General features: G+C 73.1%; 19 protein-coding genes. 9 read left to right on the top strand and 10 right to left on the bottom strand.

Features of this window, described 5'->3' with window-relative positions; all coding sequences use genetic code 11:
• The first annotated feature begins 114 nt into the window (after positions 1 to 114).
• From ABZ873_RS07665 to ABZ873_RS07655, 3 genes are all read left to right on the top strand, one after another.
• Entirely contained in the window at positions 115 to 939 is an 825-nt protein-coding gene (locus ABZ873_RS07665; RefSeq protein ID WP_360866754.1) for an inositol monophosphatase, read from the top strand.
• An 81-nt stretch (positions 940 to 1,020) separates the two neighbouring features.
• Entirely contained in the window at positions 1,021 to 2,439 is a 1,419-nt protein-coding gene (locus ABZ873_RS07660) for an NAD(P)/FAD-dependent oxidoreductase (RefSeq protein ID WP_360866751.1), read from the top strand.
• A gap of 153 nt (positions 2,440 to 2,592) precedes the next feature.
• Positions 2,593 to 3,111, top strand: a complete 519-nt coding sequence (locus tag ABZ873_RS07655) for an O-acetyl-ADP-ribose deacetylase (RefSeq protein ID WP_360866748.1) — start codon at positions 2,593 to 2,595, stop codon at positions 3,109 to 3,111.
• A gap of 64 nt (positions 3,112 to 3,175) precedes the next feature.
• Here the strand turns inward: ABZ873_RS07655 and ABZ873_RS07650 are convergent, their stop codons facing one another.
• Positions 3,176 to 3,658, bottom strand: a complete 483-nt coding sequence (locus ABZ873_RS07650) for an Lrp/AsnC family transcriptional regulator (protein ID WP_360866745.1) — start codon at positions 3,656 to 3,658, stop codon at positions 3,176 to 3,178.
• A 133-nt stretch (positions 3,659 to 3,791) separates the two neighbouring features.
• On the opposite strand from ABZ873_RS07650, the gene ABZ873_RS07645 reads away from it, so the two are divergent.
• The 3 genes from ABZ873_RS07645 (at position 3,792) to ABZ873_RS07635 (ending at position 8,136) form a co-directional block, all read left to right on the top strand.
• Positions 3,792 to 4,775, top strand: a complete 984-nt coding sequence (locus ABZ873_RS07645) for a DMT family transporter (RefSeq protein WP_360866742.1) — start codon at positions 3,792 to 3,794, stop codon at positions 4,773 to 4,775.
• Positions 4,768 to 5,982 (top strand): aromatic amino acid transaminase, encoded by a 1,215-nt coding sequence (locus ABZ873_RS07640; RefSeq protein ID WP_360866739.1) that lies wholly within the window; start codon positions 4,768 to 4,770, stop codon positions 5,980 to 5,982. The genes ABZ873_RS07645 and ABZ873_RS07640 overlap by 8 nt, the downstream gene beginning before the upstream one ends.
• 87 nt (positions 5,983 to 6,069) lie before the next feature.
• The gene (locus tag ABZ873_RS07635; RefSeq protein ID WP_360866737.1) at positions 6,070 to 8,136 is read left to right on the top strand and encodes a SpoIIE family protein phosphatase; all 2,067 of its coding nucleotides are present in this window, start codon (positions 6,070 to 6,072) and stop codon (positions 8,134 to 8,136) included.
• Positions 8,137 to 8,187: 51 nt separating this feature from the next.
• On the opposite strand, the gene ABZ873_RS07630 is transcribed toward ABZ873_RS07635, so the two are convergent.
• Entirely contained in the window at positions 8,188 to 10,998 is a 2,811-nt protein-coding gene (locus tag ABZ873_RS07630; protein ID WP_360866734.1) for a SpoIIE family protein phosphatase, read from the bottom strand.
• A gap of 153 nt (positions 10,999 to 11,151) precedes the next feature.
• Positions 11,152 to 12,300 (bottom strand): glycerate kinase, encoded by a 1,149-nt coding sequence (locus tag ABZ873_RS07625; protein ID WP_360866732.1) that lies wholly within the window; start codon positions 12,298 to 12,300, stop codon positions 11,152 to 11,154.
• 142 nt (positions 12,301 to 12,442) lie between these two features.
• Between ABZ873_RS07625 and ABZ873_RS07620 the strand changes: the two genes are divergently transcribed.
• From ABZ873_RS07620 to ABZ873_RS07610, 3 genes are read left to right on the top strand one after another with little or no spacing between them, the layout of a single operon-like run.
• On the top strand, positions 12,443 to 14,119 hold the full coding sequence (locus tag ABZ873_RS07620) for a BCCT family transporter (RefSeq protein ID WP_360866729.1): 1,677 nt from the start codon (positions 12,443 to 12,445) through the stop codon (positions 14,117 to 14,119).
• Positions 14,120 to 14,128: 9 nt separating this feature from the next.
• Positions 14,129 to 14,629: an NUDIX hydrolase gene (locus tag ABZ873_RS07615; RefSeq protein ID WP_360866726.1), complete on the top strand. Its 501-nt coding sequence runs from the start codon at positions 14,129 to 14,131 to the stop codon at positions 14,627 to 14,629.
• Positions 14,630 to 14,664: 35 nt separating this feature from the next.
• Complete coding sequence (locus ABZ873_RS07610) at positions 14,665 to 15,093, top strand: hypothetical protein (protein ID WP_360866723.1); 429 nt, start codon at positions 14,665 to 14,667, stop codon at positions 15,091 to 15,093.
• On the opposite strand, the gene ABZ873_RS07605 is transcribed toward ABZ873_RS07610, so the two are convergent.
• The 7 genes from ABZ873_RS07605 to ABZ873_RS07575 form a co-directional block, all read right to left on the bottom strand.
• Positions 15,086 to 15,598, bottom strand: a complete 513-nt coding sequence (locus tag ABZ873_RS07605; protein WP_360866720.1) for a methylated-DNA--[protein]-cysteine S-methyltransferase — start codon at positions 15,596 to 15,598, stop codon at positions 15,086 to 15,088. The genes ABZ873_RS07610 and ABZ873_RS07605 overlap by 8 nt on opposite strands.
• A gap of 12 nt (positions 15,599 to 15,610) precedes the next feature.
• Positions 15,611 to 17,095, bottom strand: coding sequence for a DNA-3-methyladenine glycosylase 2 family protein (locus ABZ873_RS07600; protein WP_360866717.1), 1,485 nt, complete (start codon positions 17,093 to 17,095; stop codon positions 15,611 to 15,613).
• A gap of 603 nt (positions 17,096 to 17,698) precedes the next feature.
• Positions 17,699 to 18,481 (bottom strand): CDP-diacylglycerol--serine O-phosphatidyltransferase, encoded by a 783-nt coding sequence (gene pssA / locus ABZ873_RS07595; protein WP_360867057.1) that lies wholly within the window; start codon positions 18,479 to 18,481, stop codon positions 17,699 to 17,701.
• Between the two features lie 64 nt (positions 18,482 to 18,545).
• Entirely contained in the window at positions 18,546 to 19,202 is a 657-nt protein-coding gene (locus ABZ873_RS07590) for a phosphatidylserine decarboxylase (protein WP_360866714.1), read from the bottom strand.
• Positions 19,203 to 19,388: 186 nt separating this feature from the next.
• Positions 19,389 to 20,594, bottom strand: coding sequence for an acyl-CoA dehydrogenase family protein (locus tag ABZ873_RS07585; protein ID WP_360866710.1), 1,206 nt, complete (start codon positions 20,592 to 20,594; stop codon positions 19,389 to 19,391).
• Positions 20,595 to 20,596: 2 nt separating this feature from the next.
• On the bottom strand, positions 20,597 to 21,109 hold the full coding sequence (locus ABZ873_RS07580; RefSeq protein ID WP_030715386.1) for a MaoC family dehydratase: 513 nt from the start codon (positions 21,107 to 21,109) through the stop codon (positions 20,597 to 20,599).
• Positions 21,110 to 21,111: 2 nt separating this feature from the next.
• Entirely contained in the window at positions 21,112 to 22,083 is a 972-nt protein-coding gene (locus ABZ873_RS07575; RefSeq protein WP_360867054.1) for a CoA ester lyase, read from the bottom strand.
• Positions 22,084 to 22,136: the final 53 nt, after the last annotated feature.

Here is a 22,136-nt window from a genome sequence, read left to right as displayed (position 1 = left end):
CCCGCCCCCCCCCCAGCCGAGCCCGCCCCGGTTCACCCCCACGCCACCCGCTGTCCGTCCCCCCGTCCAGGACCGGCACTGGGGTTTGTCCGTCCGGCGTGCTTTGCTGGAGGCATGATCGATGAGTTCCTGGCCCAGGGCCTGTCCGATGTGGAAGAGGCCGTCCGCAAGGCGGCGGCGGTCGAGATCATGCCGAGGTTCCGGCAGCTCGCCGAGCACGAGGTCGACGAGAAGACCGGACCGCACGACCTGGTGACCGTCGCCGACCGCAAGGCCGAGGAGCACCTGACGGCCTCCCTCACCCGGCTGCTGCCCGGCTCGGCCGTGGTCGGGGAGGAGGCCGTGCACGCCGACCCCACCGTGTACGAGGCGCTGCGCGGCGAGGCCCCGGTGTGGATCGTCGACCCGGTCGACGGCACGCGCCAGTTCGTGGCGGGCGAACCGGCCTTCTGCACCCTCGTCGCGCTCGCCGTACGCGGCGAGATCCTGGCCTCCTGGACCTTCGCCCCCGCGCTGGATGAGCTGGCGACCGCCGTGCGCGGGCAGGGGGCGTACGTCAACGGCACCCGGATCAGCAGCGGTTTGCCGGAGCCCGGCGCCGATCTGCGCGTCGCCATAGCCCACCCGCTCTACACCTCCGACGAGCACAAGCGCCTCCTCGCCCGGCTCGACGTGCCCGGTCTCGCGCCCCGGCCCTGCGGTTCGGCCGGCCTGGAGTACCTGAAGGTGGCCCGGGGCGAGATGGACGGCCTGGCCTTCACCTGGCCCTCCGCCTGGGACCACGCGGCCGGCCTGCTGCTGGTCGCGGAGGCGGGCGGCGCGCAGAGCACCGTCGACGGGGTCCCCTTCCGGGTGGACCGGGACAACGCGCTGCCGTTCGCCGTCGGCCGCGACGAGGCCACCGCCGTCCGCATCCGGGAGTTGCTGCGCGGAGCGTAGGGCCTGCCCGGCCGGGCGGGTGCTCCCGCCCCGGCGCCATATCCTGGGGGCGCAGACGCCCGAGGGACGAAGGAGTCGCAAGTGCCGTCGATTTTCGATGTGGTCGTGGTGGGAGCGGGCCCCAACGGGCTCACGGCTGCCGTCGAACTGGCCCGGCGCGGCTTCTCGGTGGCCGTCTTCGAGGCCGCCGGCACCGTCGGCGGCGGAGCCCGCACCGAGGAGCTGACGCTCCCCGGCTTCCGGCACGACCCCTGCTCGGCCGTGCACCCGCTGGGCATCGGCTCGCCGGTCTTCTCCACCATGCCGCTGGAGCGGTACGGCCTGGAATGGCTGCACGCCCCGCTGCCCATGGCCCACCCCTTCGACGACGGCACCGCCGCCGTGCTCTCCCGCTCCGTCGCGGAGACGGCGGCCTCCCTCGGGCCGCGCGACGCCGGTACCTACCGCCGCCTCGTCGGCCCCTTCCTCGGCCGGTGGGACACCCTCGCCCGGGACTTCATGTCCCTGCCGGACACCGCGCTGCCCCGCGATCCGGCCACCCTCGCCCGTTTCGGGCTCGCCGGGCTGCCGCCCGCGACCTGGCTCCTGCGCCGCTTCCGCGACGAGCCCGCGCGGGCGCTCCTCGCGGGGCTCGTCGCCCATGTCATCGCCCCGCTCGGCGGGATCGCGACCAGCGCCGTCGGCCTGGTCTTCGCCCTCGCCGCCCACGCCAACGGCTGGCCGCTGCCGCGCGGCGGCTCCCAGTCCGTCTCCGACGCCCTCGCCGGCTACCTGCGCGATCTCGGCGGGGCGATCCACACCGACTTCGAGGTCAAGCGGCTCGACGACCTCCCGCCCGCCCGCGCCTACGTCTTCGACACCTCCCCGACCGCGCTCGCCCGGATCGCCCGGCTGGGCCGCGTCTACGACGGCTACCGGTACGGGGCCGCCGCCTTCAAGGTCGACTACGCGCTGTCCGGGCCCGTCCCGTGGACCGCCGAGGAGCCGCGCCGCGCCGGCACCGTCCAGATCGGCCCCCGCGCCCGCGACATCGACGCCGCCCTCCAGCTCGCCTCCGGCGGCCGGGCCCCCCGTAGCCCCTTCCTCATCACCGCGCAGCCCAGCCTGGTCGACCCCGGCCGGGCGCCCGAGGGGAAGCACGTGTTCTGGGCGTACGGACATGTCCCCGCGGGCTGGGACGGGGACCTCACCGAAGCCATCGAGCGCCAACTGGAGCGCTTCGCCCCGGGCTTCCGCGACCTGGTGCTGGCCCGCGCCACCGCCGGACCGCCGCAGCTCGCCGCGCGCAACCCCAACTACGTCGGCGGGGACATCGCCTGCGGGGCCGCCTCGGGACTCCAGCTCCTGCTGCGCCCGAAGCTCACTCTCTCCCCGTACACGACACCCCACCCGGCGGTCTTCCTCTGCTCCTCCGCGACCCCGCCCGGCCCGGGCGTGCACGGCATGTCCGGCCACAACGCCGCCAAGGCCGTCTGGCGCCACCTCCGCAGGGCCGGCTGAGCCCCGGGCCATCCGGGCGCCGGACCACCCGAACCCCGAACGAGCCGCCGCCCCGCGCCCCGCAATCGGCGTGCCGGGCGGCGCGCCCCTGACTAGGGTCGTACGCGGAGCCCGGCACACCGCCGGACACAGCCCCCGCGAGAGGAAAGCCCCATGGTCCGCATCACCCTGGCCCTCGGCGACATCACCGCCGAGAAGGCCGACGCCCTCGTCAACGCGGCCAACTCCTCCCTGCTCGGCGGCGGCGGGGTCGACGGGGCCATCCACCGGCGCGGCGGCCCGGAGATCCTGGCCGCCTGCGAGGAGCTGCGCCGCTCGCACTACGGCAAGGGGCTCCCCGCCGGCCGGGCCGTCGCCACCACCGCCGGAAAGCTCGACGCCGGGCACGTCATCCACACCGTCGGGCCCGTCTGGTCGCGCGAGGAGGACCGCTCGGAGCTGCTGGCCTCCTGCTACCGCGAGTCGCTGCGCGTCGCCGACGAGCTGGGGGCCCGTACGGTCGCCTTCCCGGCGATCTCCACCGGCGTCTACGGCTGGCCCATGGAGGACGGGGCCCGGATCGCGGTGAGCACCGTACGGGCCGCTCGCACCGAGGTGGAGGAGGTCCGCTTCGTGCTCTACGACGAGGCCGCCTACGAGACCTTCCGTACGGTGGCCGGAGCCGACGAGTAGCCCTGCGCCCAGGTCCCCACACGGGCCTGCACGCAAGTCCTCCCACGGTCCTGCGCCCAGGTCCTCACACGGGCCTGCGCGCGGGTCCCGGGGCCGGGCGCGGGTACGTCCGCGTCTGCTTGACGCTGCCGTAGGCGAAGCTCGACTCCATCGAGGCGATCCCGGGGATGGCGTGGATCCGCTGGCGCACCAGGGCCTCGTACGCCTCCAGGTCCTCGATGACCACGCGCAGCAGGTAGTCGCTGCTCCCGGCCATCAGATAGCAGTCCTGGATGTGCTCGATGACCGCCACGTGCTCCTCGAAGAGGCGTACCGCCTGCGCCGTGTGCCGCTCCAGGCGGATCCGGACGAAGACGGTCACCGGCAGTCCGAAGGCCACCTGGTCCACCATGGCCGTGTAGCCGCGGATCAGCCCCGCCTCCTCCAGCCGCCGGACCCGGCGCAGGCAGGGGGAGGGGGAGAGCCGGACGCGGTCGGCCAGCTCCTGGTTGGAGAGCCGCCCGTCGGCCTGCAATTCCCGGATGATCTGCAGATCGACTGCGTCCACGGCCCCTCCTTGGCAGATTCTGCCCCAAACGTATGTCCGAGCGGCAGAACTGGCAATCGCCTGCCCCGCCCCAAGCCCTACCGTTGCGACCAGCGGACCGGACCGGTCCGCCTTCGGAGGCTGGAGCACTTCCTTGGTCGCGACCCACACCACCCCGGCGACCCCGCCTCCCGCCGCGGCGGGCCCGCGGGCCGGACACCCCGGCCGGCGCGGGCTCACACCGCAGGCGAAGGGCATGCTGGCCCTGCTGGTGACCGTGTCGATCTGGGCGGCCTTCGCGCTCAGCGCCCGCGCCCTCAGTGCCTCCTCCCTGCTGCCCGCCGACGCGGCCCTGCTGCGCTTCGGCGTCCCCCTCGTGGTCCTCCTGCCCGCCCTGTGGCGGCGGCGCCGCGCCCTGGCCGCCGTACGGCCGGGACCCGCGGTCAAGATCGTCTGCGGGGCCGGGGTGCCCTTCTTCCTGGCCGCCATGCACGGCGGCTCCCTGACCTCCGCCGCCTTCGTGGGCTCCATCGTGCCCGGCATGGTCCCGCTCTTCGTCTCCCTGATCATGGCGCGGCGCGGGCACGGCCTGCCCCGCGGCACCCAGGCGGCCGGGCTCGCCCTGATCGCCGCCGGGGTGATCGCCCTCGTCTGGCGCTACGTGGTCCCCGTGGACACCGACGTGCTCGCCGGGTCCGGCACCCTCCTGGTCGCCAGCGGTCTGTGGGCCCTCTACACGGTGGGCCTGCGCGAGGTCGCACTCGACCCCGTCGGCTCCATCGGACTGCTCTGCCTGCCGTCCTTCGCCGTGATCGGGCTCCTGGTCCTCACTGGGATCCTCCCCACCGGCATCGCCCATGCCTCCGGCGGCGACATCCTGCTGTTCCTCGTCGTCCAGGGGCTCGGCGTCGGGCTCTGCGCGGGCCTGCTCTACGCCTTCGCCATCCGCACCCTCGGCGCCGAACGCAGCTCCGTCGTCGGCAGCCTCAGCCCGGTCGCCGTCGTCCTGCTGGCCGTCCCCCTGCTCGGGGAGGCGCCGACCGCCGCCGTGCTCGCCGGCGTCCCCCTCATCACCGCCGGCGTGGTCCTCGCCAACCGCCGGCCCCGCCCCCGACCCGAGGTCCCCGCCCATGCTTGAGCTCCTGCCCCCGCCGCCCACCGACCCGCTGTGGGACCTGACCTACGAGTTCGGCGGCGACGAGCGGCCCGAGCGGCTGAACCTCGTCCTCGGCGTCTACCGCGACCAGACCGGCACCACCCCCGTCATGGCCGCCGTACGGGAGGCCGAGCTCCGCCTCGCCGAGCGCTCCGAGTCCAAGGAGTACCGGGGCCTGTCCGGGAACGCCGCCTTCAACCGCTCCCTCCTCCGCCTGGTCCTCGGCCCCGAGGGCCCCTCCGAGCGCGCCGCGGCCGTCCAGACCGTCGCCGGCTCCGGGGCCCTGCGGCTGCTGGCCGACCTGATCCACCGCACCCGCCCCGGCGCCACCGTGTGGATCAGCGACCCCGCCTACGTCAACCACCGCCCGATCTTCGAGGCGGCCGGGCTGGACGTCCGTACCTACGGCTGGCGCGACGCCGACGGCGGCTTCGACACCGAGGGCGTGCTGGGCGCACTGGAAGGCGCCCGGCGCGACGACGTCGTCCTGCTCCAGGGCTGCTGCCACAACCCCACCGGCGTCGACCCGCTGCTCGACGACTGGGAGGCGCTGGCCGCATCCGCCGAGCGCAACGGCTGGGTGCCGTTCGTCGACCTGGCCTACCACGGCCTCGGCGACGGCCTGGAGGCCGACCTGCTGCCCACCCGGATGCTCGCCGCCCGCGTCCCCGAGATGCTGATCGCCGTCAGCTGCTCCAAGAACTTCGGCCTCTACAGCGACCGCGTCGGCTGCGCCATCGTCCTCGGCGGCTCCGCCCGGGCTGTCCAGCACGCCGAAACGGCCCTGCAGAACGCCGCCCGCACCCTGTACTCGATGCCGCCCGAGCACGGCGCCGCCGTCGTCACCACCATCCTTGAGGACGAGGGACTGCGCGCCTCCTGGCGCGCCGAGCTGGACGTCATGCGCGGCCGCATCCAGTCCAACCGGGCCGATCTGACCGCCCACCTCAGCGCCCTCGGCCGCACCGCGCAGGCCCGTGCGCTCGCCCGCCAGCAGGGCATGTTCTCGATGCTGCCGCTCAGCTCCCCCCAGATGCTCCGGCTGCGCAGGCAGTACGCCATCTACGGCACCACCTCCGGCCGCATCAACATCGCGGGCATCCCCGCCCACCGCATCCCCTGCCTGGCCCAGGGCATCGCCGCCGTCCTGGACCCGGCCGAGGCCCCGCGCCTGCGCGAGCCCGCCTGAGGCCCCGTCCGACGCAGAGCCCCGCGCCCGGCCCTCGGATAGGGTGAATCGGTAGGAATCGGGCCCCCCCGGGGTGAGGTCGGTGCGTTGGACACTTACCAGTCGACGAGCGAGCTGCCGGACCCGCCGCCGGCGGCCGTCGGCTACGCGGGCGTGCTCCGCGAACTGCTGCCGATCGCGCTGTGGCGGGAGGACGCCGACGGCCGCATCGTCGAGTGGTCCCTCGCCGCACAGGACCTCCTCGGGCACCGGCCCGAGGAGATCATCGGCCGCCCCGGCACCTCCGTCCTCGTCCCCGAGGCCAACCGTGAGCTCGCCGAGCAGCTGACCCGGCGCGTCCAGGCGGGCGAGACCGTCGTCGGCACCCTGCCCGTCCGCCACCGCGACGGGCACCGCGTCGCCATGGAGATGTGGATCGTCCCCGCCGTCGACCCGCAGGGCCGTACGGGAGCCATGCTCATCGCCGTGGAGACCTCCGAGGTCCTCCACATGCGCGACTCCCTCGCCGCCCTGCAGAGCCTCTTCACCCAGTCGCCCATCGGCCTCGCCACCCTCGGCCCCGACCTGCGCTTCCTCCGCGTCAACGACGCCCTCGCCCAGATGAACGGGGTCTCCGCCGCCGCACACCTCGGCAAGCGCCTCACCGAGGTCGTGCCCGGAGTCAACGCCGCCGCGCTGGAGGCCACCATGCGGCAGGTCCTCGACCGGGGCACCGCCGTCGTCGACGTCCGCCGCACCGGACGCACCCCCTCCGACCCCGACCACGACCGCACCTGGTCCTGCTCCTACGCCCCGCTGCTGGACGGCTCCGGCCGCCGCCTCGGCCTGATCGCCTCCCTCATCGACATCACCGAGGGCCAGCGGGCCCAGGCCGAGGCCGAACGGGCCCGCCGCCGGTTCGCCCTGCTCGCGGAGGCCGGCACCCGCATCGGCACCACCCTCGACCTGCACCGCACCGCCCAGGAGATCGTGGAACTGCTCGTACCGCAGCTCTCCGACTCCGCCGACGTCCAGCTGCTCGAATCCGTCCTCGGACCCGACGAGGGCGGCGCGCCCGCCGCCTCCACCCGCGGCCTGCTGCGCCGGCTGGCCGCGCAGTTCCCCGACCCCACCGCCCCCACCGCGCAGCTCGCCCCCGGCCAGACCTTCCAGATCCCCGCAGGCACCGTCTACGAGGAGGTCATCACCGCGGGCCGCCCCCTGGACCTCTTCACCTCCGACATCCCCGCCCTGATCACCTCCCCGCGCGCCGGCGCCCTGCGCGGCTACCTGGCCACCCTCGGATCCGCCCGGCTGATCCCCCTCGTCGCCCGCGGCACCGTGCTCGGCGCCGTCACCGTGACCCGCACCCGCGAGCGGGAACCCTTCGACGAGCAGGACTGCATCCTCGTCGACGAACTCGTCTCCCGCGCCGCCCTCAACATCGACAACGCCCGCATGTACACCCTCCAGCGCCAGGCCGCCCTGACCCTCCAGCGCAGCCTCACCAACAGCGTGCTCCCCGTCGTCCCCGGCCTCGAACTCACCGGCCGCTACCTGCCCGCCAGCGACCACGACGTCGGCGGGGACTGGTTCGACGCCATCCCGCTGCCCGGCGGCCGCACCGGACTCGTCATCGGGGACGTCATGGGCCACGGCATCCACGCGGCCGCCGTGATGGGCCAGCTGCGCACCGCCGTACGGAGCCTCGCGCGCCACGGGGTACCGCCCGCGGAGCTGCTGTGCTCGCTCGACGCGGTGGTCGCCGACCTCGGCGAGGACGAGATGGCCACCTGCGTCTACGCCGTGCACGACCCCGCCACCGGCGGCTGCGTGATCGCCCGCGCGGGCCATCCGCCGCCCGCCGTCGTCGCCCCCGGCGGCGCCGTCACCTTCCTCGACGGGCCGCCCGGGACCCCGCTCGGCGCGGGCGGCCGGGACTTCCGCACCGAGGAGGTGGCGCTTCCCGCCGGCAACCTCCTCGCCCTCTACACCGACGGCCTCATCGAAGCCCGCGAACGCGACCTCGACCAGGGCATGGACCAGCTCGCCGCAGCCCTGCGCGGGCCCGCTCAGCCTCTGGACGAGCTGTGCGACCGGATCCTGCGGCGGCTCCTGCCGCACGCGCAGCAGGACGACGTGGCCGTACTCCTCGCCCGCGCCCGGCCGCTCTGACGGCGGCGGCCCGCCGGGCCCACCGCCGCCCGCTCACCGGGCCAGGTCCTCTCACCAGGCCAGGTCCTCCAGCGCGTCCAGATCCAGCGGGGCGGGCGGCGCCGGCTCCGCGCCCCCGGTCAGCGCCAGCTCGGCCCAGATGACCTTCCCCCGGTCCGTGTACCGGGTGCCCCACCGCTCGGCGTACTGCGCGACGAGGAACAGCCCGCGCCCGCCCTCGTCGGTGGTGGCCGCGTACCGCAGATGCGGGGAGGTGCTGCTGCCGTCGGACACCTCGCAGATCAGACTGCGGTCCCGCACCAGACGCACCCGCACGGGCGCGCTCCCGTACCGGATCGCGTTGGTGACCAGCTCGCTCAGCACCAGCTCGGTGGTGAACGCCACGTTCTCCAGCCCCCAGGCGACGAGCTGCGCCGAGGCGGCGTTCCGCACCCGGGAGACCGCCGACGACTCGCCCGGCACCTCCCACTCCGCGATCCGGCCGGGCTCCAGCCGCCGGGTGTCGGCGATCATCAGCACGATGTCGTCGCTCGGCACCGGGAACAGCATCGAGACCAGGATGTCGGAGCACGCCTGGTCGGTACTGCGGCCCGGCCGGGACAGCGCCTCCCCGAGCAGCCGCAGCCCGGAGTCGAAGTCCCGGTCGCGGTCCTCCACCAGCCCGTCCGTGAACAGCACCAGCCGGCTGCCCTCGGGCAGCTGGAACTCGGTGGCCTCGAACGGCATCCCGCCCACCCCCAGCGGCAGCCCGGCCGGCAGCTCGGGGAACTCCACCGGCCCGCCGGGGCGGACCAGCGCCGGGCCGGGGTGCCCGGCGCTCGCCATCCGGCACTGCCCGGAGGTGGGGTCGTAGACCACGTACAGGCAGGTCGCGCCGGTGATCCCGGTGGACTCCCCGCCCTCGGGGCCGCCGTCCGGCCCACCGCCGGGCCCGTCCTCCCCGGCCGCCGCCTCCCCGCCGTCGGTCTCGTTCTGGTCGATCCGGTGGATCAGCTCGTCCAGATGACCCAGCAGCTCGTCGGGGGGCAGGTCCAGCGTGGAGAAGTTGTGCACCGCCGTCCGCAGCCGGCCCATGGTGGCCGCCGCGTGCACCCCGTGCCCCACCACGTCCCCGACCACCAGCGCCACCCGGGCCCCCGGCAGCTGGATCACATCGAACCAGTCCCCGCCCACGCCCGCCTTCGCGGGCAGATAGCGGTACGCCACCTCCACCGCGCTCTGCTCCGGCAGCGCCCGCGGCAGCAGACTGCGCTGGAGGGTCACGGCCATCGCGTGCTCCCGCGTGAACCGGCGGGCGTTGTCGATGGAGACGGCCGCCCGCGCGCCCAGCTCCTCCGCGAAGGACAGGTCCTCCTCGTCGAAGGGCTCCGGGGTGTCCGCCCGCCAGAAGTTCGCCATCCCCAGCACCACCCCGCGCGCCTGGAGCGGTACGGAGATCAGCGAGTGCAGCCCGTAGTCCAGGGCCACCCGGGTCCCCTGCGCGTCCTGCGCCCGCCAGCCCATGGCCGCGTTCAGATCGGCCGCGAGGACCGCGTGCCCGGCGTCCAGCGCCGCCGCCATCGGAGCCGTCGGCACCACGAACCGGATCCGGTCGCCCACCGGCTGGAGCGGGGAGTCGGCCCGGATGCCGCTGATCGCCGCCCGGCGCATCTCCGTATAGGCGCCCGCGACATGGGAGGGCTCGTCCCCGCGCAGCACCGGCTCCAGCAGCTCCACCGTCACGAAGTCCGCGAAGCGGGGCACCGCGACCTCCGACAGTTCCTCCGCCGTCCGCACCACGTCCAGGGTGGTCCCGATCCGCACGCCCGCGTCGTACAGCAGCTGGAGCCGGCTGCGCGCCACCTCCGCCCGGCCCGACACCGAGGCGAGCTCGGTGGAGTCGCGCAGGGTCACCACATTGCCCGCGGGCCGCCCCGCGTACGGCTGCGTCGGCCGGACGTTGACCGCCAGCAGCCGGTCGCCCGCCAGGTGGACGTGGTCCGTCACCACCCGGCCCGAGGCCAGCAGCTCGGTGGTCCGGGGGTCGAGCCCCAGCTCGGCCACCGTGCGCTCCTCGGCGTCGGACGGCAGGTCGAGCAGGCGGCGGGCCTCGTCGTTGGCGAGGATCAGCCGCTGGTCGTTGCCGATGATCAGCACGCCCTCGCGGACGGCGTGCAGCACCGCCTCGTGGTGCTCGTTCATCCGGCTCATCTCGGCCTCGCCCAGACCGCGCGTCTGCCGCTGCAGCCGCCGGCTGACCAGCCCGGCGCCCGCCGTGCCCACCAGCAGACCGCCCGCCGCCGCGCCCAGCAGCAGCGGAAGCTGGCCCTCCAGCGCCTGGGAGACCTTGGCCACCTCTATGCCGGTGCCGACCAGCCCGACGACGGTGCCGTCCGCGTCCCGGACGGGGACCACGGCCCGTACGGCGTCGCTCGGCTCGCCCTCGAAGGTCTCGGTGAAGGACTGCCCGGCCGCGGCCCGGCCGACGTCGGCGGCCCGCTGCCCGATCAGCTCGGGCCGTGAATCGGTGTACCGGACGCCCCGCAGGTCCATCACCGCGATGAAGTCCACCCCCGAGGCCCGGCGGGCGGCCTCGGTCAGCGGCTGGAGCTGGGCGGTGGGATCGGCCGCCCGCAGCGCGGTCACCATGCCGGGGGCGTGCGCGAACGCCTCCGCGGCGGCGAGGGAGCGGTTGCGGGCGTCGCGCTGGCTGTCGTAGCGGGCCTGGAGTACGAGGGCCAGCGCGGCCGCGGTGATCAGCAGGACGACGATCACCGCCATGAGGGCGAAGACCTGACCGGCGACACTGTGCGCCCGCCGGGACAGGCGCGCGGACAGGCGGGGATCCCGCCCGGTCGGCTGGCGACCAAAACGTCCGGTCATGAGCCCTTTCTAACACTGTCCCGCCGGTTTGGGCTCGGTCACCCCGCCCACGCCGCCCGCCGGTACGCACGGCCGTACGCACGGCCCGCGCGCGCGGCGGAGGCCCGGCCTCCGGGGCGATCCGCGGGGGCCGGGCCTCAGGGGCCGGTGGGGTCAGAGGACCTCGGCGGCGATACCGGCCGCGACCCGTTCCAGCAGCGGGCCGGCGTTCGGGATGGACTTGGCCGGGTCCGGCTCCAGGTCCGTCAGCGGGTACGCCTTGCGGATGCCCGCCTCCTCCAGGGCCGCCTGGCCCAGCAGCAGCCGTCCGCAGACCGCCACCACCGGCTTGCCCGCGGCGCGCGCGGCCGCCGCGACACCCGCGGGCGCCTTGCCGTGCAGGGTCTGCTCGTCGAGGGAGCCCTCGCCGGTGATGACCAGCGTGGCCCGCTCCAGCGCCGGGGCGAAGCCCAGGACGTCCAGCATCAGCTCGATGCCGGGACGGAAGCTCGCGCCCAGCAGCAGCGCGCCGTAGCCGATGCCGCCCGCGCCGCCCGCGCCGGGGGAGGCCGCCAGCTCGGCGGCCCGGGAGCCGAGGGACTTCTCCAGCACCCGCGCGTAATGCGCCAGGGCCGTGTCCAGCGCGGCCACGTCCTCGGGGGAGGCGCCCTTCTGCGGGCCGTAGACCGCCGCGCAGCCCTTCGGGCCGGTCAGCGGGTTGTCCACATCGCTGGCCAGGACGAAGTCCACCTCGGCGAAGCGCGGGTCGACCCCGGACAGGTCGGCCGAGGCCAGCGCGGCCAGGCCGCCGCCGCCCGGACCCACCGGTTCGCCGTCCTCGTCGAGGAACACGGCGCCCAGCGCGGCCAGCATGCCGGCGCCGCCGTCCGTGGTGGCGCTGCCGCCCACACCGAAGACGATCGTGCGCGCGCCCGCGTCCAGCGCGGCTTTCAGTACCTCGCCCGAGCCGTACGTGGTGGCCGTCAGCGGGGCGAAGGTGCCCGCCGGCAGCAGCTGGAGGCCGGAGGCTTCCGCCATCTCCACCACCGCGGTGCCGTCCCGCAGCGCGAAGGCGGCCGTGACCTGCTCGCCGAGGGGCCCGGTGACCCGTACCTCGCGGCGTTCGAAACCGGCCGCCACGGCGGCCGCGACCGTACCGTCGCCGCCGTCCGCCACAGGCAGGGTCTCGACCTCCAGGCCCGGCACGGCCGAGCGGAGACCGGCCGTCACCCGCTCCGCGACCTGTACGGCCGTGAGCGAGCCCTTGAATTTGTCCGCGGCGATGAGCACGCGCGCGGTCTCAGTTACTGCTCCGTCCGTCACCTTGCTATTCCCTTGCTATCGAACGTGCAGTCGCGCCTCCCTGAGCTTATCCGGAGGATCCTCCTATGCCCATGAGTGGCCTGGGCCACATCCGGCGCGCCATGCGGCTAAATACGGATATACGCCTGCATAGTGTGGCCGCATGAGCGCGGAATCACTGGACGGGCCGCCCCCGGACCCCACCGAAGGCGGCCCCCACGGCCCGGGGGACCCCGGGAACCCCGGGGACCCCGCCCCGGACCGCACCGTCGTCACCGTGGGCGTGCTCGCCGTGCTGGCCGCCGTCGCCTGGGCGGCCCTCGGCAAGGAGTCCTTCGACAGCGCTTCCAGTACCGCGCTCGCTTGGGTCCTCGCCAACTTCGCCTGGCTCTTCGTGACCGCCGCCGACGTCTTCCTCGTCCTGTGCGTCGTGATCGCCGTCAGCCGCTTCGGCCGGATCCGCCTCGGCGCCGACGACTCCGAACCGGAGTTCACCAACCTGGCGTGGATCGCCATGATGTTCAGCGCCGGCATGGGCATCGGCCTGATGTTCTACGGGGTGGGGGAGCCGCTGACCCACTACCTCGCCCCGCCCCCGGCCTCGGGCGCGGCCCCCCGCACCGGCGCCGCCGCCCTCGCGGCCATGGAGTACTCCTTCTTCCACTGGACCCTCACCCCCTGGGCCATCTACGGCATCGCCGGCCTCGCCCTCGCCTACGCCACCTTCCGCAAGGGCCGCGGCAACCGCCTCAGCTCCGCCTTCGTCCCCCTGATCGGCGCCCGGCGGGCCGACGGCGCCCCCGGCAGGGCCATCGACCTCCTCGCCGTCTTCGCCACCGTCTTCGGCACCGCCACCAGCCTCGGCCTCGGCGCCCTCCAGGTCTCCAAGGGCCTCAGCATCACCACCGGCATCGCGGACACCACCACCGTCGAGCTGATCATCATCGGCTCGCTCTCCGCGGCCTTCGTGCTCTCCGCCTTCTCCGGACTGCACAAGGGCGTGAAATGGCTCAGCACCAGCAACCTCGTGCTCGCCGGAGTCCTCGCCCTCTTCGTCTTCGTCCTCGGACCCACCGTCTACATCCTCGACGTGATCCCCGCCGGCGTCGGCGGCTACCTCCACCAGCTGCTCCCCATGGCCACCCGCACCGGAGCCTTCACCGACAGCGCCTGGCTCGGCGCGTGGACCATCTTCTACTGGGCGTGGTGGCTCTCCTGGGCGCCCTTCGTCGGCACCTTCATCGCCCGCATCTCCCGCGGCCGCACCATCCGCGAATTCCTCATCGGCGTCCTGCTCGTCCCCAGCGGCGCCACCGTCGTCTGGTTCTGCGTCATGGGCGGCACCGCCATCCGCCTCGACTCCACCGGCGCCGTGCAGTTCGCCGCCACCCTCAAGGAGGGCACCGAGGCATCCCTCTTCGCGATGCTCGACGCCCTGCCGCTCGGCACCCTGACCTCCTGGGTGGCCATGGTCCTCGTCATGACCTACTTCGTCACCAGCGCCGACTCCGCCTCCCTGGTCATGGGCTCCCTCACCAGCCGCGGCTCCCTCCACCCGCCCACCTGGCTCGTCGTCACCTGGGGCGTACTGATGGCCGCCGTCGCCGCCGTCCTGCTCGTCGCGGGCGGCCTCAAATCCCTCCAGACCGCCACCATCCTCGTCGCCCTGCCCTTCGCCGTGGTGATGCTGCTCCTCTGCTGGGCCCTGCTGAAAGAGCTGCGGGCCGACCCCGGCGCCGGGCCCGCCCGCCAGCACCCCCTGCACGGGATGCGGGACGCCGTACGGGCCATGGTCGGGGACGTCCTCACCGAGCGGGGGAGCACCCGCCGCCCTCGGTAGGGTGGCCCGGTGACCACCACCGATGACTACGCCACCTACATCGCGAGCCTGCCCCGGGTGCTGGCCGGCGCCGCCGCCCTCTACCGGGACACCGAGGGCCGCGTCCTGCTCGTCGAGCCCAACTACCGCGAGGGCTGGGCCCTCCCCGGCGGCACCATCGAATCCGACCAGAACGAGTCCCCGCGCACCGCGGCCCGCCGCGAGAGCGCCGAGGAGATCGGCATCGACGTCCCCCTCGGCCGGCTCCTCGCCGTCGACTGGACGGTCGGCCCCGGCCGCCCGCCGCTGGTCGCCTACCTCTACGACGGCGGCGTGCTCGACGCGGCCCAGCTCGCCTCCATCCGGCTCCAGGAGGAGGAACTGCTCTCCTGGAAGCTCGTCGAACCCGCCGAACTGAGCAGCTACCTCATCGGCTCCCTCGGCCCGCGCACCGAGGAGGCGTACCGGGTCTGGCAGACCGGTGAGGGCACGGCGGAACTGGAGAACGGCCGGCGCCCTCTCACCTCGTGACACCGGACTTACTGCGAGCAGGACAGAATCAGCTGATGATCACGATGTACGCCTGGCCCAGCACCGCCGAGGGCCCCGACGCCCTGCCCATGGTGCACTTCACCACCGACGAACAGGCCGGGAACGAGGTCACCCCCGAGGGCACGCCCGTCTGGCTCTTCGACACCGCGATACGCGAGGGCGGCTGGGCCCTGTTCAACGACTTCGACGGCTGGTCCGTACCCGCCACCGCATGGCGGGCCCTCTACCGCCGCGAGGACGACTTCCTCGCCGTCACCGGACCCGGCTCCTGCGAAGGCTGGTACGAAGGCGGCCTCGGCGCCGACGCCGACTGGATCGCCGCCGCCGAAGCCCGGCAGAGCCTGGTCCTGCTCGCCGCCCCCGTCCAGCACCCCTCCCTCTACGGCTACGCCGTCGAAGCCGGCGCCGGCTTCGCGCTGCTCGTCCCGCTGCTCGTCATCTGACACCCGGCGCCGGGAGCGCCCGCTCCCCGGCCTCGAAGGCCAGCAGCCGCACCTTGCGCTCCAGCCCGCCGCCGTACCCCGTCATCGAACCCGAGGCACCGATCACCCGGTGGCACGGGACGATGATCCCCACCGGGTTCTTCCCGTTCGCCAGGCCCACCGCCCGCGAGGCGTTCGGCTTGCCCAGCCGCGCCGCCAGCTCACCGTACGACCAGGTCTCGCCGTACGGGATCCGCGCCAGCTGGTCCCACACGCTGCGCTGGAACTGCGTACCCTCCAGCCGGAGCGGGAGGTCGAACTCGGTCAGCTCCCCGGCGAAGTACGCGGCCAGCTGGCGCACCACCTCCGGGAACGGCTCCTCCGTGGCCGCCACCCGCTCACCGAAGGACTCCTCGGCGGGCCGGTGGCGCTGCTCCGTCATGTAGAGCCCGCCGAGGACGCCGTCCACGGCGACCAGGGTGAGCGGACCGTACGGGCTGTCGACGACCGTGTGCTGCTTGTTCATGACCGCTGCTCCTCAGACCGGCAGGTGGTTGATGGGGTGGGCGTCCGTGGCCCACAGGTACTGCACGGCGTACGCGCGCCACGGCCGCCAGGCGGCGGCCCGCGCGGTCAGCGCCGAGGGGGTGGACGGCAGGCCGAGGCCCTGCGCGGCGCGGCGCACGCCGAGATCGGACGGCAGGAAGGCGTCCGGGTCGCCGAGCGCCCGCATCGCGATCACCTCGGTGGTCCACGGGCCGAAGCCGGGCAGGGCCGTCAGGCGGGCCCGGGCCTCCTCCCAGTCGCTGTCGATGCCGAGCGGCAGCGAGCCGTCCGCGAGCGCGGCGACCAGGGTGGTGAGCGTGGCCCGCCGGCTGCGGGGCAGCGCCAGGGTCTCCGGGTCCAGGGCGGCCAGGGCCTGCGGGGAGGGGAAGAGGTGGGTCAGCCCGCCCAGCGGGTCCTCCACCCGCTCCCCGTACGCGGTGACCAGCCGGGCCGCGTGCGTGCGCGCCGCCGCGGTCGACACCTGCTGGCCGAGCACCGCCCGTACGGCGAACTCCGCCGCGTCGACCGTACGGGGCACCCGGCGGCCGGGGGCCTTGTCCACCAGCGGCGCGAGCAGCGGATCCGCGCGCAGCTGCTCGTCCACCGCCTCCGGGTCCGCGTCCAGGTCCAGCATCCAGCGGCAGCGGCTGATCGCGATCGTGAGGTCGCGCAGGTCGGTCAGGGCCAGCCGGCAGGCGATGTGGTCGGGGCGCGGGGCGAGGGCGACGATGCCCGTGCCGTGGGGGAGGCGCAGGGTGCGGCGGTAGGCGCCGTCGCGCCACTCCTCCACGCCGGGGACGGCGGTCGCGGCGAGGTGGCCGAAGAGGTTGTCCGGGTTGAGTGGCGCGCGGAACGGCAGCCGGAGGCTGATCGTGCCGGGGATCCGGGGCGGGAGGTCCTTCGCCCGGCCGGCGGTGGCGGAGCGGGTCCGCAGCTCGCTGGGGGAGAGGGCGAAGACCTCGCGGACGGTGTCGTTGAAGGTGCGGATGGAGGAGAAGCCGGCGGCGAAGGCGATGTCGCCCATGGGCAGCTCGGAGGTCTCGATGAGCAGGCGGGCCGTCTGGGCGCGCTGGGCGCGGGCCAGGGCGAGGGGGCCGGCGCCGAGCTCGGCGCTCAGCTGGCGCTCCACCTGGCGGGCGGAGTACCCGAGGCGGGCGGCCAGGCCGGGGACGCCCTCGCGGTCGACCACGCCGTCCTGGATGAGACGCATGGCGCGGGCGACGGCGTCGGCGCGGGCGTTCCACTCGGGGGAGCCGGGGCTGGTGTCGGGCCGGCACCGCTTGCACGCGCGGAAGCCGGCCTGCTGGCAGGCGGCGGCGCTGGGCAGGAAGGTCATGTTCTCGACCTTCGGGGGCACGGCGGGGCAGCTGGGGCGGCAGTAGATCCGGGTGGTCAGGACGGCGGTGAAGAACCAGCCGTCGAAGCGGGCGTCCTTCGACTGCACGGCCCTTACGCAGCGCTCGGTGTCGGTGTGCATGGCTCCAGGATCCGGGGCGGGACCGATGGGGGCTGGCGATTTTCCGACATCAAGCGTAGCCCTGGCCGGGGGCCGTGCGGGGCTGTGCGGGGTGGGGCGGGGCCGGGGGCGGTGGTGGGGTGGGGGTCGTCCGGGGTAGGCATGATTTATGGCCCCTCGGCCCGACCGGCCTGTACGGGGCGCCCCGGGCCACAAATCACGTTTTACACCCCGGACAACCCCCACCCCACCACCGCCCCCGACCCCGCCCCGGCGGAGGCCGGGGGAGGGGCGGGGCCGAGGGGCCGGGGGGCTGGAGGAGCGCGGACGAAGAGAGCCTGGGCGGGGGCGGCGGGGACCGGGTGAGGGAGTGGGGGCGGGCAGAGAGGGGCGGGGAAGGCGGACGGAGGGGGTGGGGGCGGTGGTGGGGCGGGGAGTGTCCGGGGTGTCAAACGTGATTTGTGGCCCGGCTCGGCCCGTGGGGTGCGGACTGCCCGAGGGGCCATAAATCATGCCTACCCCGGACGCTCCCCGCCCCACCACCGCCCCCACCCCCGGCCCCACCCCCGGACATGCGAAGGACCCCGGATGCCAATGGCGTCCGGGGTCCTTCGACGGTGCGGGTCAGCGCAGGGATGTGGCGCGGGCCTCGCGGCGGTTGTGGCGGAAGGTGTTCGCCCTCCGCGTCGTCGCGAACAGCGGGATCGTCGCCGCCATCGCGATCTGCAGCGCACAGCCCGTCTGGAGCAGCAGCTGACCGCCCGGGGCGTCGAACGCCCAGGCCGCCAGGAGCCCCATCGCGCTGACGATCCAGCACAGCATGGCCACCGCGAGCACACCCCGCGGCTTCGGGTACTCGACCCGGCTCACCATCAGCCAGGCCACACCGATGATCGCCAGCAGCGTCGGGATGAACGGCAGCTCCAGCAGCACGATCGAGACGACCGTCAGCGCGCCGAAGGGGCTCGGCATGCCCTGGAACATGCCGTCCTTCATCGTCACGCAGCTGAACCGCGCGAGTCTCAGCACCACGGCCAGCAGCACCACGATCGCCGCCAGGGCGGACATCTTCTGGTCCGCGTCCACGGCGACCATGCCGTAGACGAGGACGAAGTACGCCGGCGCCAGCCCGAAGCTGATCAGGTCGGACAGGTTGTCCAGCTCCGCGCCCATCGGCGAGCTGCGCAGCTTGCGGGCGACGATGCCGTCGAAGAGGTCGAAGACCGCGGCGAGCAGCATCAGTATCACCGCCGTGGCGGCGCTGTTGCGTGCCATGCCCGTCTCGCCGCTGCCGGTGAGGTGCGGGATGAGGATCCCGGTGGTGGTGAAGTACACCGCCATGAATCCGCACGTGGCGTTACCGAGGGTGAGGGTGTCCGCTATCGACAGCCGCAGCGACAGCGGCATGTCGTCCTCGGCGGACTCCTCCTCGGCCGGCTCCGGCACCCAGCCGGTGGACGGAGTCTCAGGGTCAGTCACGGTCAATTCGTGTCACCCCCGCGGTGGTGGCCTGCCCGACCTCGACCGCGACCTCGACGCCCTCGGGGAGGTAGATGTCGACGCGGGAGCCGAAGCGGATCAGGCCGATGCGTTCGCCCTGTTCGACCTTGGTGCCTGCCGGCAGGTACGGCACGATGCGGCGGGCGACGGCGCCGGCGATCTGCACCATCTCGATGTCGCCGAGCTCCGTGTCGAAGTGCCAGACGACGCGCTCGTTGTTCTCGCTCTCCTTGTTGAACGCCGGGACGAATCCGCCGGGGATGTGCTCGACGGAGGTGATCGTGCCGGCGAGGGGAGCGCGGTTGACGTGGACGTTGAGCGGGCTCATGAAGATCGCGACCCGGGTCCGCCCGTCCTTCCACGGCATGATGCTCTGCACCACACCGTCGGCGGGCGAGATGACGCGGCCCTGGGTGATCTCACGCTCGGGGTCGCGGAAGAACCACAGCATGCCCGCGGCGAGCGCGGTGGCGGGCACGGCCGCGGCGGCCCAGCGCCCGGACTTGCGGGCCCGGGCCAGGCTGAGCGCCGCGGTGGCGACGGTCGGCAGAAGCCACGGCGATGCTCCGCGAGCGAGACGTACGCCGAGTCGGCTGTCGCGAGGTGCAGAGGTTTGGCTGTGGGGCATGGATGACCTTCGTAGCGGGTGATTGCCGCGCCGCAAACGGGGGGACGGGACGGCGGCTTTACTGGAATGCTATCGGTTGCGCGCAACAACTGGGCAAGCCAGAAGCCGAGTCGATGACCGTCGGCCAGTGACTGGCAGTGATCCTTTCGTGGCGGACCCAGGGAAGATCCGCCACAAAAGGGACTTTCAGCCCTGGAGTCGGTACTCCTCGAGCAGGCGTCGCCCGATGATCATTTTCTGGATTTCGGCGGTACCTTCGCCGATCAGCAGCATCGGAGCCTCCCGGTAGAGGCGCTCGATCTCGTACTCCTTCGAGAATCCGTATCCGCCGTGGATACGGAAGGCGTCCTCCACAACCTCCTTGCAGTACTCGGAGGCGAGGTACTTCGCCATCCCTGCTTCGAGGTCGTTTCGTTCCCCGGAGTCCTTTTTGCGTGCTGCATTGACCATCATCGCATGCGCGGCTTCGACCTTGGTAGCCATCTCGGCCAGCTTGAACTGGATGGCCTGGTGCGCGGCGATCGGCTTGCCGAAAGTGTGACGTTGCTGGGCATACGAGACACCGAGCTCGAAAGCACGCTGCGCGACACCGCAGCCACGGGCCGCCACGTTGACGCGGCCGACCTCGACCCCGTCCATCATTTGGTAAAACCCTCGGCCGGTCTGCCCGCCCAGGACACGATTGGCCGGAATGCGCAGTCCGTCCATGATGAGCTCGGTCGTGTCGACGCCCTTGTAGCCCATCTTGTCGATCTTGCCCGGGATGGTGAGGCCGGGGCGCACCTCGCCGAAGCCGGGCTCCTTCTCCACGAGGAAGGTCGTCATCGACTTGTGGGGCGCCGTGCCCTCGGGGTGTCCTTCGTCACTCCGGACGAGGACGGCCACCAGCGTGGAGCTGCCGCCGTTCGTCAGCCACATCTTCTGGCCGTTGAGGACGTACTCGTCGCCGTCCTTCACCGCCTTCGAGGAGATGGCCGACACATCCGAGCCCAGGGCCGGCTCGGACATCGAGAAGGCGCCGCGCACCTCGCCGAGGGCCATGCGCGGCAGGAAGTGGTCCTTCTGCTCCTGCGTGCCGTGCTGCTTGAGCATGTACGCCACGATGAAGTGCGTGTTGATGATGCCCGAGACGGACATCCAGCCCCGCGCGATCTCCTCCACGCAGAGGGCGTAGGTGAGCAGCGACTCACCGAGACCGCCGTACTCCTCGGGGATCATCAGCCCGAAGAGGCCGAGCTCCTTGAGGCCGTCGACGATCTGCTGCGGGTACTCGTCGCGGTGCTCCAGCTCGGTCGCGACCGGGATGATCTCCTTGTCGACGAACTCGCGGACGGTCTTGAGGATCTCCCGCTGGACGTCGGTCAGCCCGGCGGTCTGGGCGAGTCGGGCCATGGCTACTTCTCCTGGGTCTTCAGCTGGGGGCGGCCGGGCTGCTCGCCGCCGCGCTCCTTGATGTACGTCTCGGTCGGGACCATCACCTTGCGCCGGAAGACGCAGACGAGGGTGCCGTCCTGCTTGTAGCCCTTGGTCTCGACGTAGACGATGCCGCGGTCGTTCTTCGACTTCGACGGGGTCTTGTCCAGGACCGTGGTCTCGCCGTAGATCGTGTCGCCGTGGAAGGTCGGCGCCACGTGCCGCAGGGACTCGATCTCGAGGTTGGCGATGGCCTTCCCGGAGACGTCCGGCACGGACATGCCGAGCAGCAGCGAGTAGATGTAGTTGCCCACGACCACGTTCTTGCCGAAGTCGGTGGTGTTCTCGGCGTAGTTGCTGTCCATGTGCAGCGGGTGGTGGTTCATGGTCAGCAGACAGAAGAGGTGGTCGTCGTACTCTGTGACCGTTTTCCCGGGCCAGTGCTTGTAGACGGCCCCGACCTCGAACTCCTCGTACGTGCGTCCGAACTGCATGCTCAGACCTCCGCCGTCTTCTCGGTCGAGGGGTGCTCGAACTTGGTGGTGCGCTGCATGCCGGCGGCGCGGCCCTTGCCCGCGATGACCAGGGCCATCTTGCGGCTGGCCTCGTCGATCATCTCGTCGCCGAGCATCGCGGAGCCCTTCTTGCCGCCCTCCTCGGAGGTGCACCAGTCGTAGGCGTCGAGGATCAGCTCGGCGTGGTCGTAGTCCTCCTGGGAGGGGGAGAAGACCTCGTTCGCCGCGTCGACCTGGCCGGGGTGCAGCACCCACTTGCCGTCGAAGCCGAGCGCGGCGGCCCGGCCGGCCACCTCGCGGTAGGCGTCCACGTCGCGGATCTGGAGGAAGGGGCCGTCGATGGCCTGGAGGTTGTGCGTACGGGCCGCCATCAGGATCCGCATGAGGATGTAGTGGTAGGCGTCCGCCGGGTAGCCGGGCGGCTGCATGCCCACGACCAGGGACTTCATGTTGATGGAGGCCATGAAGTCGGCCGGGCCGAAGATGATGGTCTCCAGCCGGGGCGAGGCGGCGGCGATCTCGTCGACGTTCACCAGGCCCTTGGCGTTCTCGATCTGCGCCTCGATGCCGATCTTGCCGACCTCGAAGCCCATGGTCTTCTCGATCTGGGTCAGGAGGAGGTCGAGGGCGACGACCTGCTGGGCGTCCTGGACCTTCGGCAGCATGATGCAGTCGAGGTTCTGGCCGGCCCCCTCCACGACGGTGATCACGTCGCGGTAGGTCCAGTGGGTGGTCCAGTCGTTGACGCGCACGACGCGGGTCTTGCCGGTCCAGTCGCCGTTGTTCAGCGCGTCCACGATGGTGTGGCGGGCGCCTTCCTTGGCGAGCGGGGCGCAGGCGTCCTCCAGATCCAGGAAGACCTGGTCGGCCGGCAGGCCCTGGGCCTTCTCCAGGAACCGCGGGTTCGAGCCGGGCACCGCGAGGCAGGAGCGACGCGGGCGAAGGCGGTTCACCACGGTCCCAGGGGTGCCCGACGCGGAGCGGAGGTCAGGCAGGGCGGCGGCGG

The sequence above is a fragment of the Streptomyces sp. NPDC047014 genome (assembly GCF_040644195.1).
Classification (GTDB): domain Bacteria; phylum Actinomycetota; class Actinomycetes; order Streptomycetales; family Streptomycetaceae; genus Streptomyces.
Note: the sequence above shows the minus strand (reverse complement) of the source record. Positions and strands in the feature narration are given on the sequence as shown.